Source organism: Streptomyces albicerus, from assembly GCF_008905045.1.
In the GTDB taxonomy this organism is placed as follows: Bacteria; Actinomycetota; Actinomycetes; order Streptomycetales; family Streptomycetaceae; genus Streptomyces; species Streptomyces albicerus.
Map to the genome: position 1 here is coordinate 17,588 of NZ_VWMY01000035.1, position 15,292 is coordinate 32,879.

Here is a 15,292-nt window from a genome sequence, read left to right on the forward strand (position 1 = left end):
GAAACCCCCGGCGGCAGACAACTCCCCAATCGAGTGACACCCAGCCCCACTCCCCCCGAATCGCCCCAGAGGGCGCATAACCTGCGCTCCGCGACAACGCGCCGGGGGGCGCCCTCGCACCGGGGAGGGATCCGCATGCCGGACACGGCAACAAAGTCAGCGACGGTCACAGCGGCACAGACGGCGCCCGAGCCCACCCTCGGCCGCCCCCGCGGACGGCACCGCAAACCCCGCCCCCGCCGCACGCTGTTCGCGGTCGGAGGGCTCGCCCTGGCCGCGGGGGCGCTGAGCCTGCTGCGCCTGGCACCCCAGCCGTCGGGCGGAAGCGTGGAGGCCACCGATATCGAGCCCAGCGCGGTCAGCTCCACGGAGGAGACGGTTCAGGACAACTCCGGGGCAGTGGCCGAGGGCGACGTGCCCACGGCGAGTGCGTCGCCCTCGGCCACGACGAAGACGGGGAGCCCCAAAGCGACATCGCCCTCAGGGTCGAGAGGAGGCGCAGGACCGGCCATCGCCCACCCCGCGCCCACACCTTCAGGGACCCTCCAGGAATCGCGGCCACCGAGCGCCACCACCCCACCCGCACACTCGGCCCGACAGCCGGCGGCCCCCAAGCCCCCCGCCGCCACACCCTCGGCACCGGCCCCCACCCTCACCGGCACGCCCCAGAACCCCGCGCACCCGGCCCAAGACCTGTGCGTACCCATCGTGGGCCTCTGCCTCGACGAGGACTGAAACGGAAACGGGGACGGGAACGAGAACAGGGACGGAAACGGGAACGGGAACGAAGACCCCTAGTTCCTGCGGCTCATGAGCCACGGCTCGACCACACCCAGCCCCCGCACCGCCCGCTGCCACATCGGCTGGAGCGCGAAGCGGTACACCGGCGGCTCCTCGCCCTCCTTCTCCGCGGCGGCAGCCTCCTCCGCGGCCTCGGCCTCCGAGGCGGGCGCGTCGCCCGTCCGCGTGAGCTCCTCGGCGAAGGCCCCGTCGACCAGGACAGCATCCTTGGGGGCTATCGAGGTCAGCCGGGACGCGAGATTCACGGTCGTGCCGAAGACGTCGCCCATCCGAGTGGTCACCGTGCCGAAGGCGATACCGACGCGCAGTTCGGGCATCGTCTCGTCGTTGGCCATGGTCTCGATGAGGCGGAGGGCGATCTCGGCGGCGACGCCGGCGTCATCGGCGGCGTACAGGACCTCGTCGCCCAGGGTCTTGATGAGGCGGCCCCCGTGCGCGGCCACCAGATCCGCCGCCGTGGTCTCGAAGGCCTCGACGAGCTCGCCGAGTTCCTCCTCCTCCATACGGCGCGTGAGGCGCGTGAACCCGACGAGGTCGGCGAAGCCGACGGCCAGCCGACGGTCGACCATCTCCTCGTCGTCCGCCGCCTGCACGACGCGGCCGGTCGCGGCGGCGAGCTGACGCCGCCAGACATAGACGAGGAACTCCTCCAGCTCGGGCAGGAGCAGCTCGACGAGGGGGTATGTCACCTCGGTGCGCGTCATGCCCGGTTCCGGGGGCTCGGTCAGGCCCTCCAGGAAGGAGTCGATCTGCCACTCGGCCAGCCGGGCGGTGGTCTGACCGGTGGAGCGGGCCACCTGGACCGCCATCGCCTCGCTCAGCAGCCCGGCCTCCACCAGACCGGCGAGACGCCGCAGCGCCAGCACGTCCGCCTCCGTGAGGGCCTTGGCCTGGCCGATGTCGGCGAAGCCCATGGCCCGCCAGAAGCGGGACGCCAGCTCCATGGAGACGCCCGCGCTACGAGCCGCTTGGAAGGGGGTGTAACGCCGCTCGGCGCCGAGGATGAGCTGTTCGAGCCGGAGCGCCAGCGGATCGTCACCGGAGTCGTCGGCGTACACGTCCGTCCGGCTCTGCGCGTCCGTCCGGCTCTGCCTGTCCGTCCGGTCCGGCGCCTCCGTCCGGTCCCGCCGACCGTCCTGCGCGTCCACTCGGTCCTGCTCCTCCACCCGCGCGTGCGCCTCGGTCCTGCCGACGCGCGCGGCCGCCGTGTCGGCGACAGACCCGGCGGTACGCCCCGGCTCACCGTCGGAGGCGGGGTTACCCGTGCCGGAGCCGGTGTCGTCGACGGTCACGCCTGCTGCCCTTCCGATCTGCCGCGGTCAGGTATCGACCGGCCTCAACTCTACGGCAGGTGTGCTGTGGCTCACTCCCGAGTGCCGAGGCCGGACGGCCGGTGGCCCGCTCCTCGCGCGTACGTCCGGCGGCCCACTCCCTGTCGTACGGCCTGTACGTGCCCCTTGCTCACCATCAGGCACGAAGTACCCCGCGTACCCCTCTCATCACATCGGATCGCATCCATCACATCCGTCACGCGTCCCCCGAGGACCCCGCCGGCCGCAGATGCACGATGTCGCCCGCCCCCACGGGCCGCTGCACGCCTTCCTCCGTGGCCAGCACCAGACGTCCGTCGCCGTCCACGGCCACCGCCTCGCCGGTGACCGACTGGCCGCCGGGCAGCTCGGCCCGCACCACCAGTCCGAGCGTCGCGCACCCGGCGGCGTATGTCTCCTGGAGGCCGGAGGCGTCGGGGTCGCCCGCCGCGCCCCGCCACTTCACGTACCACTGCTCCAGGGAGCGGAGGACAGCGCGCAGGATCGTGTCACGGTCCGTGGTCGCCGCTCCCGCGAGGGCGAGCGAGCCGGCGCCCGGCACGGGCAGCTCGTCCGCACGGAGCGTGACGTTGATGCCGATGCCGACGACGACCGCGTCGGAGCCCGCGCGCTCGGCGAGGATGCCGCCGGCCTTGCGTTCCTCATCGCCGACCGTCACCAGCAGGTCGTTGGGCCACTTGAGTGCCGTGTCCACGCCGGCCGCCCGCGAGAGACCCGTGGCCACCGCGACCCCGGTGAGCAGCGGCAGCCAGCCCCAGCGCTCGACGGGGACCTCGGCCGGCTTCAGCAGGACGGAGAAGAAGAGGCCGGAGCGGGCGGGCGCCGTCCACTGACGGTCGAGGCGACCCCGCCCGGCGTCCTGCTCCTCGGCGACGAGGACCGCGCCCTCCTCCGCCTTACCCTCCGTGGCGAGGGCGACGAGATCGGAGTTGGTGGACCCGGTGCGGGCCACCACCTGGAAGTCGGACCAGAGCCCGCCGTCCCGTACGAGCGCGCGGCGCAGCGCCGCCGCGTTGAGCGGCGGACGGTCCAGGTCGGACCACCGATTGCTGTTCGCGTCTGAGTCATCTCGCGGCGTCATGCAACCCAGCCTAGGTGTGGTAAACGCCGCACTGCCGAACGGTAGGCACGCCATTACGCTACGGATGAGTAGCCACCCCCCCTTCTGAGCAGCACGTAACAGCCTTCGATACAACCTTCAATACCTCTGAATCACCCTGAATCGTCCCCCGAAGTACCTCTGAGCACCTCACCCTCACGTCCCCACTGAGCAGGCAGGGAGCCGCATCCCGATGTCCGAGCCGGAACAGCAGCATGAGATCGACATCCACACCACCGCGGGCAAGCTCGCGGACCTGCGGCGCCGTATCGAGGAGGCGACGCACGCCGGCTCGGCGCGCGCGGTCGAAAAGCAGCACGCCAAGGGCAAGTTGACGGCCCGTGAGCGGATCGAGCTGCTCATGGACGAGGGCTCCTTCGTCGAGTTCGACGAGTTCGCACAGCACCGCTCGACGGACTTCGGCCTGGAGAACAACCGCCCGTACGGGGACGGGGTCGTGACCGGCTACGGCACAGTGGACGAACGTCCGGTCGCCGTGTTCTCGCAGGACTTCACGGTGTTCGGCGGGGCGCTCGGCGAGGTCTTCGGCCAGAAGATCATGAAGGTGATGGACTTCGCGCTGAAGACCGGCTGTCCGGTCATCGGCATCAACGACTCGGGCGGCGCCCGCATCCAGGAAGGTGTCTCGGCGCTCGGCATGTACGGCGAGATCTTCCGCCGCAACACCCACGCCTCCGGCGTCATTCCGCAGATCAGCCTGGTCGTCGGCCCCTGCGCGGGCGGCGCGGTCTACTCCCCCGCGATCACCGACTTCACGGTGATGGTCGACCAGACCTCGCACATGTTCATCACCGGGCCCGACGTGATCAAGACGGTCACCGGCGAGGACGTCGGCTTCGAGGAGCTGGGCGGCGCGCGCACGCACAACGCGGTGTCGGGCGTGGCCCATCACATGGCGGGCGACGAGAAGGACGCGATCGAGTACGTCAAGTCCCTGCTCTCCTACCTCCCGTCGAACAACCTCAGCGAGCCGCCCGCCTTCCCTGAGGAGGCGGACCTGGCGCTGACGGACGAGGACCGCGAACTTGACACGCTGATCCCGGACAGCGCCAACCAGCCGTACGACATGCACACGGTGATCGAACACATCCTGGACGACGCCGAGTTCTTCGAGACCCAGCCGCTGTTCGCGCCGAACATCCTCACCGGTTTCGGCCGCGTCGAGGGCCACCCGGTGGGCATCGTCGCCAACCAGCCGATGCAGTTCGCGGGCTGTCTGGACATCGACGCGAGCGAGAAGGCGGCCCGCTTCGTCCGTACCTGCGACGCGTTCAACGTCCCGGTGATCACCTTCGTGGACGTGCCGGGCTTCCTCCCCGGCGTCGACCAGGAGCACACGGGCATCATCCGCCGCGGCGCCAAACTGATCTACGCGTACGCGGAAGCCACCGTCCCCCTCATCACGGTCATCACCCGCAAGGCCTTCGGCGGCGCGTACGACGTCATGGGCTCCAAGCACCTGGGCGCCGACCTCAACCTCGCCTGGCCGACCGCCCAGATCGCCGTGATGGGCGCACAGGGCGCGGTGAACATCCTGCACCGCCGCACCATCGCGGCGGCCCCCGCGGAGGAGCAGGACGCCACCCGGGCCCGCCTGATCCAGGAGTACGAGGACACGCTCCTCAACCCCTACACGGCGGCCGAGCGCGGCTACATCGACGGCGTGATCCTGCCGTCCGACACCCGCTCCCACGTCGTACGCGGTCTGCGGTCGCTGCGTTCGAAGCGGGAGTCCCTGCCGCCGAAGAAGCACGGCAACATCCCTCTGTAGGACGCCAGTCGAGAGCGGGAGCGGTCATGATCAAGGTCATACGGGGCAACCCGACCCCGGAGGAGCTGGCCGCCGCACTGGCGGTGGTCCAGGCACGCGCCGCGGCGGCGGCCACGACTCCGCCCGGCGCAACACAGGAAAGGGACGCGTGGTCCGACCCGTCCCGGGTGGCCGCGAGGCGCCTACCGACCCCGGGCCCGAGGACTTGGGCCCGCACCTTCTGGCCGAGTTGAACCTGCGCCCCGCAAGGGGCGCGGGGAACCGCGCGACCAGCCACAACGGGCCCGCAGTCAAAGAACCGCGGCGACGACTTCGGCCATCACTTGGTACCCGTCATCATTCGGGTGCAGGTGATCGCCGAAGTCATACGCGCCGCACAGCACATCCGAATCGGCAGGATCGGCAAGCGCACGACTGAGGTCGGCCACCGCGTCGTACTCCCCCGAGCAACGAATCCACTCGTTGAACTCATGGCTCACCTTCGCCGCCCGCTCCCCCCAGTGATCGGAGCCACCGAAGGGAAGCAGGGTCGCACCGACGACCCGCACCCCCCGAGCCCGTGCCTGCCGTATCAACTCCCGATGCCCCGCAATGAGTTCACCCACCTCAACACGCGGCGCGGGCCGATACGTAGGCTGCTCGTCCGTCTCACTGAAGCCGATGTCATTGAGCCCGAGCAGAACGACAAGGGTGTCGACGCTCGCGTAAGCGAGCACATCCCGGTCCAGACGACGGACGCCCTTCTCCCCGTACCAAGCGGAGTCGTTGAGCAGCAGATTCCCACCGATGCCCGCATTGAGCACGGGCCGCCCCGTGCGCTCGAGGAGGGCATCGGACCAACGCCGGTTCATACCTTGCGTGGACCCGAACCCGTCGGTGATCGAGTCGCCGAAGAGCGCCACACCGTCCGTACGCCCTGCGGAGACATCGACGCCCGACAGGAAGTACCAGGACTCGGTGACCTCGTCGAAGCCCTCGCCTCCGGCATCCTCCAGGAGATCCCCCGCGCCTCGATAACTGGTCGCGAAGGCCTGCGCATGGAAGGTCGCGGGCCCGGTGACGGCATCGAGATGAAGCGTGATGGTCACCGACTCCCTTGATTCCAGGGCGAGTTCGACGGCGTCGCTGATCAGCTCCCCGCGCGCGGGGATCGCCACGGACCGAGATCCCCCGAACGTCAGCCGCCTCAGTGAACCGGCCTCGACGACGGCTCCCGTGACCGTACGGGCCACCGTCGCGCCCGCGACCCGAAGCGGCGAGGCCCCGTACGCGTTCGAGAGCCGGATACGGACCCGCTCGCCACCCGCGCCGAGCCGGACGACCTGACGGAGGGACTGACGCCAGAAGCCCTCCTGGGACCAGTTGGGAGTGAAGCCCTCGCTGGGGCGCTGGGGTGAGGCGGTCCAGACGGTGGTGAACACGGCACTTCCCTTCCTAATGGGATCAAAGTCCCTTTAGTGATGCCTGGAAAGGTAGCAGGAGTGTGCGCACTAATGAAACGTCAGACCCTTTTACTCAAGATGAGTACGCATACTCAGGCGTCCGGGACGGCCGCGGAGTCACGATCGTTGACATGCTGTGGTCCGACCCGGAGAACGAGCCTCCGAAAGAACTGCGTGACATGCAGGACATGTTGCGGCGGCTGGGCGTTCTCATGGCGCTGGCCATGGTGCTCGCGATGATCGTGCTCGGCGTGATGTGAGCCGCCGCGGCCCCGCCGATAGTCTGGCCGCATGACTGATCAGCCGCGTCGCCGACTCGTCCTCGCCTCCAAGTCCCCCGCCCGGCTCGGACTGCTGCGCCAGGCGGGACTCGCCCCCGAGGTCATCGTCAGCGGGGTCGACGAGGACGCCGTGACCGCCCCGACCCCCGCCGAGCTGGCGCTCGCCCTCGCCGAGGCGAAGGCGTCCGTGGTGGCGGCGAAGCCGGAGGTCAAGGGGGCTCTGGTGATCGGCTGCGACTCGGTGCTCGACCTGGACGGCGTGGCACTCGGCAAGCCCGCCGACGCCGAGGAGGCGACCGCGCGCTGGAAGTCGATGCGCGGCCGTGCGGGCACGCTGCAGACCGGGCACTGCGTGTGGGACACGGTGGCCGGGCGGTACGCGTCGGGGGTCGCGTCCACCGTGGTCCGCTTCGGCGAGCCGACCGACGCCGAGATCGCCGCGTACGTCGCTTCGGGCGAGCCCCTCCACGTCGCCGGGGCCTTCACGCTCGACGGCCGGTCGGCCCCGTTCATCGACGGCATCGACGGCGACCACGGCAACGTCATCGGGATCTCGCTGCCGCTGGTGCGCCGCCTGCTGGCCGAACTGGGCGTCGGAATCACGGAGTTGTGGACGCCGCCCGAGAAGTGATCACGAGGGGCGCCACTGCTCGGAGAGGCACCGTCGTTCAGGGGGTCGAGGGCGCAGGGGGTGCGACCGGGGCTCCCTCGTTGCCGTTGTCGCCCTTGCCGTCGCCGTTCGTCGGGCCACCGTCCCCGTCCGGCTTCGCGTCGGACACGGCTGCCTCCGGGCGGTCGTACGCCATGAAGACGAGCACGATCAGCCCGAGCACCACCATCATGAAGGCGAACGCGCCCCAGCCCACCAGCCCGACCGTGAACGCGCCTAGCAGGCCGTGCACCACCGCGGCGCTGAGCAGCAGGATGCGGCCGAGGCCGGCCGGGGCGCGGTCGCGCAGGGCGACGCGCAGCGCGACAAGGCCGCAGAGCGCGAAGTAGAGGCCGAAGACCAGGCCCGCGACCTTCGAGGACGTGGACATCACGTCCGAGTCGAGCCCCGCCAGGGACATGTCCTGCCGGTCGACGACGACCCCCAGGAACCAGTTGACCAGCGCGATGCCGACCGCCTCCACGAAGAGCACGATCGCGGTCACCCACGCCACCGGTCTGCGTACCACCGGTTCCCCACCCACTTTCGACTGCCGTCCGAGCAAAGCGCCTGTTACCTCAAGTACGTTCGAGACATCGCGCACGCTACTAACGGGTAAACCCGGAGACAAGGGATCCGTGGAGGGCAAAGAATCGTTGGGCCATTCGTAGGGACTCCACAAAGAAACGGAGTGGGCCGCAGCACGCTCTCACAGAGACCTTGACCACATCGGGGGACTAGGGTTCATGGGAAGCCCCCTGCGTACCGCGGTGCGACAAGGGATTTCGCGGGCGAGCGGGCCTCGTATCACGCTCCGTGTGGGCAAGCTCACCACCGGGGACGGGTCGAAACGTCGTGTCGGCAGTCCCTAAACTCGGCTTGTTTCAAGGAGAGGGAGCCAACGTGCGCAAGGTGTTGATCGCCAACCGTGGCGAAATCGCTGTTCGTGTCGCCCGGGCGTGCCGCGACGCCCAGATCGCGAGCGTGGCGGTGTACGCCGACCCGGACCGGGACGCGCTGCATGTGCGGGCCGCGGACGAGGCGTTCGCCCTGGGCGGTGACACCCCGGCCACCAGCTACCTGGACATCACCAAGGTGCTCCAGGCGGCCAAGGACTCCGGGGCGGACGCCATCCACCCCGGCTACGGCTTTCTCTCGGAGAACGCGGACTTCGCGCAGGCGGTGCTGGACGCCGGCCTGATCTGGATCGGCCCGCCCCCGCAGGCGATCCGCGACCTGGGTGACAAGGTCGCCGCCCGGCACATCGCGCAGCGCGCGGGCGCCCCACTGGTCGCGGGCACCCCGGACCCGGTGAGCGGCGCCGAGGAGGTCGTGACCTTCGCCGAGGAGCACGGCCTGCCGATCGCGATCAAGGCGGCGTTCGGCGGCGGCGGCCGCGGTCTGAAGGTGGCCCGCACCCTTGAAGAGGTCCCCGAGCTGTACGACTCCGCGGTGCGCGAGGCGGTGGCGGCCTTCGGGCGCGGCGAGTGCTTCGTGGAGCGCTACCTGGACAAGCCCCGGCATGTGGAGACCCAGTGCCTGGCCGACCAGCACGGCAATGTCGTGGTCGTCTCGACCCGTGACTGCTCGCTGCAGCGCCGCCACCAGAAGCTGGTCGAGGAGGCCCCGGCGCCGTTCCTCACGGACGAGCAGAACAAGCAGCTGTACGCGGCCTCGAAGGCGATCCTCAAGGAGGCCGGGTACGTCGGTGCCGGCACCGTGGAGTTCCTGGTGGGCGTGGACGGCACGATCTCCTTCCTGGAGGTCAACACCCGCCTGCAGGTGGAGCACCCGGTCACCGAGGAGGTCACCGGCATCGACCTGGTCCGCGAGATGTTCCGCATCGCCGACGGCGAGGAACTGGGCTACGACGACCCGGCGATCCGCGGCCATTCCTTCGAGTTCCGCATCAACGGCGAGGACCCGGGCCGCAACTTCCTGCCCGCCCCCGGCACGGTCACGACCTTCGCCCCGCCGTCCGGTCCGGGCGTGCGCCTGGACGCGGGTGTGGAGTCCGGCGCGGTGATCGGTCCGGCCTGGGACTCGCTGCTGGCCAAGCTGATCGTCACCGGTGCGAGCCGGGAGCAGGCGCTGCAGCGGGCGGCCCGGGCGCTGGCCGAGTTCACCGTGGAGGGGATGGCCACCGCCATCCCGTTCCACCGGGCGGTGGTCGCGGACCCGGCGTTCACCAGCAATCCGTTCCGGGTGCACACCCGGTGGATCGAGACCGAGTTCGTCAACGAGATCACGCCGTTCGCCGCGCCCACCGATGCCGCGGAGGCGGACGAGGAGCCGGGCCGCGAGACGGTGGTGGTCGAGGTCGGCGGCAAGCGCCTGGAGGTCTCGCTGCCCTCCAGTCTGGGCATGTCGCTGGCCCGGACCGGGCTGGCGGCCGGGGCTAGGCCCAAGCGGCGGGCGGCGAAGAAGTCCGGCCCGGCGGCCTCCGGCGACACGCTGGCCTCGCCGATGCAGGGCACCATCGTCAAGGTCGCCGTGGAGGAGGGCCAGCAGGTCACCGAGGGCGACCTGGTCGTGGTCCTGGAAGCGATGAAGATGGAACAGCCGCTGAACGCACACCGCTCCGGCACCATCAAAAGCCTCGCCGCCGAGATCGGCGCCTCCGTCACCTCCGGCGCCCTCATCTGCGAAATCAAGGACTGACCTACAAGGCATCCGCCGCGCATCCAGAGGCGCCCGACGGCCAGGAACAGCCTGCCGGCCGGGCGCCTCTGGGCACGGCGCCCCGCTAGGGGCGCAGCCCATTAGGGGCGCGGGGAACTGCGCGACCAGCCACAGCGGTCCCGCAGCGCCCGGACGGCGGTCATGGGGCAGACGAGAAGGCCGTGGGCCAGCCACATCCCGGCCCACGGCACGCAAAAGAGGCGAGGTGAAACCCATGGCCAAGCCGCCGGCAGGCATGCGTGCTGACGCCCGCCGCAACCACGAGCGGCTGGTCTCGGAGGCGCGGGCCGCGTTCGCCGAGTACGGCGCTGACGCGTCCCTGGAGGACGTGGCCAGACGGGCCGGCGTCGGCATCGGCACGCTGTACCGGCACTTCCCGAACCGGCACGCGCTGCTGAGCGCGGTCTTCGCGGACGCGGTGAGCGATCTGCTGGACCTCTCGAGCGAACTGCTCGACGACCCGCAACCGTGCACGGCGCTCGTGGCATGGCTGCGCGCCATCATCACCCATGCGGGTGAGTACCGCGGGCTGTCGCGTGCGCTCATGGCGGCCTCGCACGACGAAGCCTCGGCGCTCGCCCGGTGCAGCGGGCCGATGCGTGAGGCGGGCAGTCGCCTGCTCGCGCGTGCGCAGCAAGCGGGCGCCGTACGCCCCGATGTCTCCATCGTGGACCTGCTCCAGCTGACCAACGCGATCGCGCTGGCCGCCGAAGAGACCCCGGGCGACCCGGAGTTGGCCGACCGCCTGCTGACACTGACCCTGCGGGGCCTCAAGATCTGAAGTCCCGCACACCGGACGTACGTACAGCCTGATGACCATCCGTCCGGCCGCCCGACTTGACTGCCGGCCGTCCGGCCTGCGTGCCTGCCCGCCCGCGTGCCTGCCTGCCTGCCTGCCTGACGTACGAACTGGACCGCCGTCCGTCAGAGCCGACCGCCGATGGCTGGCGACCGATGACCGGCCACCGACTGCCCGTCAGCGTCGGCGCAGGTCCGCGACCCGCGCCCGCTCGCTCTGGGGCTGTTCCCCCAGAACCGCGGCCGCACTGCGCAACTGCGGTCCTCCGCCCGGGACTTGGCCGCGGCGAGGGCCCGGGAGCGGCACGTCCCGGCGTGGCGGCTGGCGCCCCGCCGGGACCGTATCTCCGCCCGCACCGCCGGCTCCGGCCACCGCGATCTGTACACCCTGATCGGCCAGGGCCTGCAGTTCGGTGGCCGCGCGGTCGTCGTGGGCGGGCGGCTCGTCGGTGACGAGCCGGGTGATGACATCCGTCGGCACCGTCTGGAACATGGTGTCGGTGCCGAGCTTGGTGTGGTCGGCGAGGACGACGACCTCCGCGGCCGCCTGCACCAGCGCGCGGTCGACGGACGCCGACAGCATGTTGGAGGTGGACAGACCGCGCTCGGCGGTCAGTCCGCTCCCCGACAGGAAGGCCCGGGAGACCCGCAGCCCCTGGAGGGACTGCTCGGCCCCGCTGCCCACCAGGGCGTAGTTGGAACCGCGCAGGGTGCCGCCGGTCATCACGACCTCCACGCGGTTGGCATGGGCCAACGCCTGGGCCACCAGCAGGGAGTTGGTGACGACGGTCAGGCCGGGCACCCGCGCGAGCCGGCGAGCCAGCTCCTGTGTGGTGGTACCCGCCCCCACCACAATGGCCTCGCCCTCTTCGACGAGACCCGCGGCGAGATCGGCGATGGCCGTCTTCTCCGCGGTCGCGAGATGAGATTTCTGCGGAAAGCCGGACTCCCGCGTGAACCCGCCCGGCAATACCGCACCGCCGTGCCGGCGGTCGAGGAGTCCTTCTGCCTCCAGTGCGCGCACGTCCCGCCGTACGGTCACTTCGGAGGTCTGGACGACGCGGGCGAGCTCACGGAGCGACACGGCTCCATTCGCTCGCACCATTTCGAGGATCAATTGGCGACGTTCTGCAGCGAACACGAAACTGACAGTAACCCCAACGACCGTCTGCTTTCAGCAGTTTGCGCCGAATAACAGAAGTTGTTCGCACGGCAGGGCAGGAAGTGGTATACGCGCCTAATCGCGTTGCCTATGCCGTACGAATGGTCGGCCACTCAACGTGACCGCACTCCGGGTGACCAGCGGGAAGTGCCTTTCGCCGTCAGGCGTCGCCCGCGGTCTTCCGGGTGTGCAGCTGCCGTGCCACCTCGGCGATCGAGCCCGACAGGGAGGGGTACACGGTGAAGGCGTTCGCGATCTGTTCGACGGTCAGGTTGTTGTCGACCGCGATCGAGATGGGGTGGATCAGTTCCGAGGCGCGCGGCGCGACCACGACACCGCCGACGATGATCCCGGTGCCCGGGCGGCAGAAGATCTTCACGAAGCCGTCCCGGATGCCCTGCATCTTGGCGCGCGGGTTGCGCAGCAGGGGCAGCTTCACGACCCGGGCGTCGATGACGCCGCCGTCCACGTCCGCCTGCGAATAGCCGACGGTGGCGATCTCGGGGTCGGTGAAGACGTTCGAGGACACCGTCTTCAGGTTCAGCGGGGCGACCGCGTCACCGAGGAAGTGGTACATGGCGATACGGCCCTGCATGGCGGCCACCGAGGCGAGCGCGAAGACACCGGTCACGTCACCGGCGGCGTACACACCGGGAGCCGTGGTCCTGGAGACCCTGTCGGTCCAGATGTGCCCGGACTCCTGGACCTTGACCCCGGCCTCCTCGAGGCCCATGCCCTGGCTGTTGGGGATGGCGCCGACGGCCATCAGGCAGTGCGAGCCGGAGATGACACGGCCGTCGGCGAGCGTCACCTCGACGCGGTCGCCGACCCGCTTGGCGGACTGGGCGCGCGAGCGCGCCAGAACGTTCATGCCGCGCCGCCGGAACACGTCCTCCAGTACGCCCGCCGCGTCCGAGTCCTCGCCCGGCAGCACGCGGTCGCGGCTGGAGACGAGGGTGACCCGCGAGCCGAGCGCCTGGTAGGCACCGGCGAACTCGGCGCCGGTGACACCCGACCCGACCACGATGAGCTCGTCGGGCAGCTCGTCGAGGTCGTAGACCTGGGTCCAGTTGAGGATCCGCTCCCCGTCCGGCTGTGCGTCGGGCAGCTCACGGGGATGGCCACCGGTGGCGATGAGCACGGCGTCCGCGACGAGCGTCTCCTCGCTCCCGTCCGCGGCCCGTACGACGACCTTGCGCGACCCGTCCAGGGCCTGCATGCCTTCGAGCCGCCCGCGTCCGCGCAGCACCCGGGCGCCGGCGCGTGTGACGGACGCCGTGATGTCGTGGGACTGGGCGAGCGCGAGCCGCTTCACACGGCGGTTGACCTTGCCGAGATCCACACCGACCACCCGCGCGGGCGTGTCGACGTGAGGAGTGTCATCGGCGACGATGATCCCTAGCTCCTCGTAGGACGAGTCGAAGGTGGTCATCACCTCGGCCGTCGCGATCAGGGTCTTCGACGGCACGCAGTCGGTGAGCACCGACGCACCGCCCAGACCGTCGCAGTCGACGACGGTCACCTCCGCGCCGAGCTGGGCGGCCACCAGGGCCGCTTCGTATCCGCCGGGTCCGCCACCAATGATCACGATCCGAGTCACGTACTCCATTGTCCCGCACGCCCCAGGGTGCTCCCGCCCCGGGGGGACCCGCCGGATGCCTCCGGTACGGGATCCGGTGCTCCCGGTACGGCATCGGGCCCTCCGCGGTACGGGGATCGGGTGCTGCTGTTGCGGGAGAGGCGCACGCGTTCGCTGCCGTACCCTCGGTCCCATGTCGCTCTACGCCGCGTACGCCGGCAATCTCGACCCGCGGCTCATGACGCGCCGCGCCCCGCACTCGCCGCTGCGCGCCACCGGGTGGCTGAACGGCTGGCGGCTGACCTTCGGCGGCGAGCACATGGGCTGGGAGGGCGCACTCGCGACCATCGTCGAGGCCCCGCGCTCGCAGGTCTTCGTCGCCCTCTACGACATCGCTCCCCCGGACGAGGAGTCCATGGACCGCTGGGAGGGCGTCGGCCTCGACGTCTACCGGCGGATGCGGGTCCGGATCCACACGCTGGAGGGCGAGGAGTCGGCGTGGCTGTACGTCCTCAACGGTTACGAGGGAGGGCTCCCCTCGGCCCGCTACCTCGGTGAGATCGCGGACGCGGCGGAGTCGGCGGGGGCCCCGCACGACTATGTGATGGAGCTGCGCAAGCGCCCCTGCTGACCCATGGGAGACGTACTGACTCACAGGGCAGTACGGCACCCCCGTTCCCTCCTTCGGCGGTCGTCGGCGGTCTTCGGCGGAAACAACAAGACAACGATCGCAAACCCGTGACCATCAACATCTACGCGCGTAGGCCCAGACCGGCTACCCTCGTGCGCGTGAACGCATCTCTTCTTCCGGACGACATCCAGGGCGACCCTTACGCCGCCGCCGACGCCGCCGCCGCGCGCCTGCGGGAACTCACGGGCGCCGAGACCCACGACGTCGCCCTCGTGATGGGCTCCGGCTGGGCGCCGGCCGTGGAGGCCCTCGGTGACCCCGAGACCGAGTTCCAGGTCACCGAGCTGCCCGGTTTCCCGCCGCCGGCGGTCGAGGGCCACGGCGGCAAGGTCCGCTCGTACCAGATCGGCGACAAGCGCGCGCTCGTCTTCCTGGGCCGCACCCACTACTACGAGGGCCGCGGGGTCGCCGCCGTCGCCCATGGCGTCCGTACGGCCGTGGCCGCCGGCTGCAAGACCATCGTGCTGACCAATGGCTGCGGCGGCCTGCGCGAGGGCATGCGTCCCGGCCAGCCGGTCCTCATCAGCGACCACATCAACCTGACGGCGGCCTCCCCGATCGTCGGCGCGAACTTCGTCGATCTCACGGATCTGTACTCGCCCCGTCTGCGTGCGCTGTGCAAGGAGATCGACGAGACCCTTGAGGAGGGCGTGTACGCGCAGTTCCCCGGCCCGCACTACGAGACGCCGGCCGAGATCCGGATGGCTCGCGTCATCGGTGCGGATCTGGTGGGCATGTCGACCACCCTCGAGGCCATCGCCGCGCGCGAGGCCGGTGCGGAGGTTCTCGGTATCTCCCTGGTGACCAACCTCGCCGCGGGGATGACCGGCGAGCCCCTCAACCACGAGGAGGTCCTCCAGGCGGGCCGCGACTCCGCCACGCACATGGGCGCGCTGCTGACGCAGGTCTTGGACCGGCTGTAGGTTTTCGCCCCCGCCGCCCCTACCCGTTCCCGTCCCCTGGGGCTCCGCCCCAGACCCCGCTC

General features: G+C 70.4%; 15 protein-coding genes. 9 read left to right on the forward strand and 6 right to left on the reverse strand.

All coding sequences use genetic code 11. From position 1 onward, the window contains the following. Positions 1-135: 135 nt before the first annotated feature. Complete coding sequence (locus GAS53_RS29880; protein WP_151480839.1) at positions 136-735, forward strand: hypothetical protein; 600 nt, start codon at positions 136-138, stop codon at positions 733-735. Positions 736-794: 59 nt separating this feature from the next. On the opposite strand, the gene GAS53_RS29885 is transcribed toward GAS53_RS29880, so the two are convergent. Then, entirely contained in the window at positions 795-1,859 is a 1,065-nt protein-coding gene (locus GAS53_RS29885) for an adenylate/guanylate cyclase domain-containing protein (protein ID WP_151480930.1), read from the reverse strand. A gap of 469 nt (positions 1,860-2,328) precedes the next feature. Further along, a complete protein-coding gene (locus tag GAS53_RS29890; RefSeq protein WP_151480840.1) occupies positions 2,329-3,213 on the reverse strand; it encodes a biotin--[acetyl-CoA-carboxylase] ligase in 885 nt (294 codons plus the stop codon). A gap of 211 nt (positions 3,214-3,424) precedes the next feature. Between GAS53_RS29890 and GAS53_RS29895 the strand changes: the two genes are divergently transcribed. Both GAS53_RS29895 and GAS53_RS29900 read left to right on the forward strand, forming a co-directional pair. After that, complete coding sequence (locus GAS53_RS29895; protein ID WP_151480841.1) at positions 3,425-5,023, forward strand: acyl-CoA carboxylase subunit beta; 1,599 nt, start codon at positions 3,425-3,427, stop codon at positions 5,021-5,023. 26 nt (positions 5,024-5,049) lie between these two features. Beyond that, positions 5,050-5,256 (forward strand): acyl-CoA carboxylase epsilon subunit, encoded by a 207-nt coding sequence (locus GAS53_RS29900; protein WP_151480842.1) that lies wholly within the window; start codon positions 5,050-5,052, stop codon positions 5,254-5,256. A gap of 57 nt (positions 5,257-5,313) precedes the next feature. Here GAS53_RS29900 and GAS53_RS29905 read toward each other — a convergent pair whose 3' ends face one another. Further along, complete coding sequence (locus GAS53_RS29905) at positions 5,314-6,444, reverse strand: SGNH/GDSL hydrolase family protein (protein ID WP_151480843.1); 1,131 nt, start codon at positions 6,442-6,444, stop codon at positions 5,314-5,316. Between the two features lie 152 nt (positions 6,445-6,596). Here GAS53_RS29905 and mmpB point away from each other — a divergent pair, with 152 nt between their 5' ends. Together mmpB and GAS53_RS29915 are read left to right on the forward strand one after the other, a co-directional pair. Continuing rightward, on the forward strand, positions 6,597-6,725 hold the full coding sequence (gene mmpB, locus GAS53_RS57700) for a morphogenic membrane protein MmpB (RefSeq protein WP_148010176.1): 129 nt from the start codon (positions 6,597-6,599) through the stop codon (positions 6,723-6,725). A gap of 31 nt (positions 6,726-6,756) precedes the next feature. Next, complete coding sequence (locus tag GAS53_RS29915; RefSeq protein WP_151480844.1) at positions 6,757-7,377, forward strand: Maf family protein; 621 nt, start codon at positions 6,757-6,759, stop codon at positions 7,375-7,377. Positions 7,378-7,414: 37 nt separating this feature from the next. On the opposite strand, the gene GAS53_RS29920 is transcribed toward GAS53_RS29915, so the two are convergent. Continuing rightward, positions 7,415-7,909: a hypothetical protein gene (locus GAS53_RS29920; protein WP_404829306.1), complete on the reverse strand. Its 495-nt coding sequence runs from the start codon at positions 7,907-7,909 to the stop codon at positions 7,415-7,417. A 389-nt stretch (positions 7,910-8,298) separates the two neighbouring features. Here GAS53_RS29920 and GAS53_RS29925 point away from each other — a divergent pair, with 389 nt between their 5' ends. Then, positions 8,299-10,056, forward strand: a complete 1,758-nt coding sequence (locus GAS53_RS29925; RefSeq protein ID WP_151480846.1) for an acetyl/propionyl/methylcrotonyl-CoA carboxylase subunit alpha — start codon at positions 8,299-8,301, stop codon at positions 10,054-10,056. A 235-nt stretch (positions 10,057-10,291) separates the two neighbouring features. After that, on the forward strand, positions 10,292-10,858 hold the full coding sequence (locus GAS53_RS29930; RefSeq protein ID WP_225859172.1) for a TetR/AcrR family transcriptional regulator: 567 nt from the start codon (positions 10,292-10,294) through the stop codon (positions 10,856-10,858). A 195-nt stretch (positions 10,859-11,053) separates the two neighbouring features. Here the strand turns inward: GAS53_RS29930 and GAS53_RS29935 are convergent, their stop codons facing one another. Then, complete coding sequence (locus GAS53_RS29935) at positions 11,054-12,016, reverse strand: DeoR/GlpR family DNA-binding transcription regulator (protein ID WP_151480847.1); 963 nt, start codon at positions 12,014-12,016, stop codon at positions 11,054-11,056. A 181-nt stretch (positions 12,017-12,197) separates the two neighbouring features. Continuing rightward, positions 12,198-13,646, reverse strand: a complete 1,449-nt coding sequence (locus tag GAS53_RS29940; RefSeq protein ID WP_151480848.1) for an NAD(P)H-quinone dehydrogenase — start codon at positions 13,644-13,646, stop codon at positions 12,198-12,200. Positions 13,647-13,809: 163 nt separating this feature from the next. Here GAS53_RS29940 and GAS53_RS29945 point away from each other — a divergent pair, with 163 nt between their 5' ends. Together GAS53_RS29945 and GAS53_RS29950 are read left to right on the forward strand one after the other, a co-directional pair. After that, a complete protein-coding gene (locus GAS53_RS29945) occupies positions 13,810-14,247 on the forward strand; it encodes a gamma-glutamylcyclotransferase (protein ID WP_151480849.1) in 438 nt (145 codons plus the stop codon). 158 nt (positions 14,248-14,405) lie between these two features. Then, positions 14,406-15,230: a purine-nucleoside phosphorylase gene (locus GAS53_RS29950; RefSeq protein WP_151480850.1), complete on the forward strand. Its 825-nt coding sequence runs from the start codon at positions 14,406-14,408 to the stop codon at positions 15,228-15,230. Positions 15,231-15,292 lie beyond the last annotated feature (62 nt).

Bases quoted from the DNA above. Each gene is read 5' to 3' on its own strand.
- GAS53_RS29895 (WP_151480841.1), top strand. From the start codon at position 3,425: ATGTCCGAGCCGGAACAGCAGCATGAGATCGACATCCACACCACCGCG.
- GAS53_RS29930 (WP_225859172.1), top strand. From the start codon at position 10,292: ATGGCCAAGCCGCCGGCAGGCATGCGTGCTGACGCCCGCCGCAACCAC.
- GAS53_RS29900 (WP_151480842.1), top strand. From the start codon at position 5,050: ATGATCAAGGTCATACGGGGCAACCCGACCCCGGAGGAGCTGGCCGCC.
- GAS53_RS29940 (WP_151480848.1), bottom strand. From the start codon at position 13,646: ATGGAGTACGTGACTCGGATCGTGATCATTGGTGGCGGACCCGGCGGA.
- GAS53_RS29890 (WP_151480840.1), bottom strand. From the start codon at position 3,213: ATGACGCCGCGAGATGACTCAGACGCGAACAGCAATCGGTGGTCCGAC.
- GAS53_RS29880 (WP_151480839.1), top strand. From the start codon at position 136: ATGCCGGACACGGCAACAAAGTCAGCGACGGTCACAGCGGCACAGACG.
- GAS53_RS29945 (WP_151480849.1), top strand. From the start codon at position 13,810: ATGTCGCTCTACGCCGCGTACGCCGGCAATCTCGACCCGCGGCTCATG.
- mmpB (WP_148010176.1), top strand. From the start codon at position 6,597: ATGCTGTGGTCCGACCCGGAGAACGAGCCTCCGAAAGAACTGCGTGAC.
- GAS53_RS29915 (WP_151480844.1), top strand. From the start codon at position 6,757: ATGACTGATCAGCCGCGTCGCCGACTCGTCCTCGCCTCCAAGTCCCCC.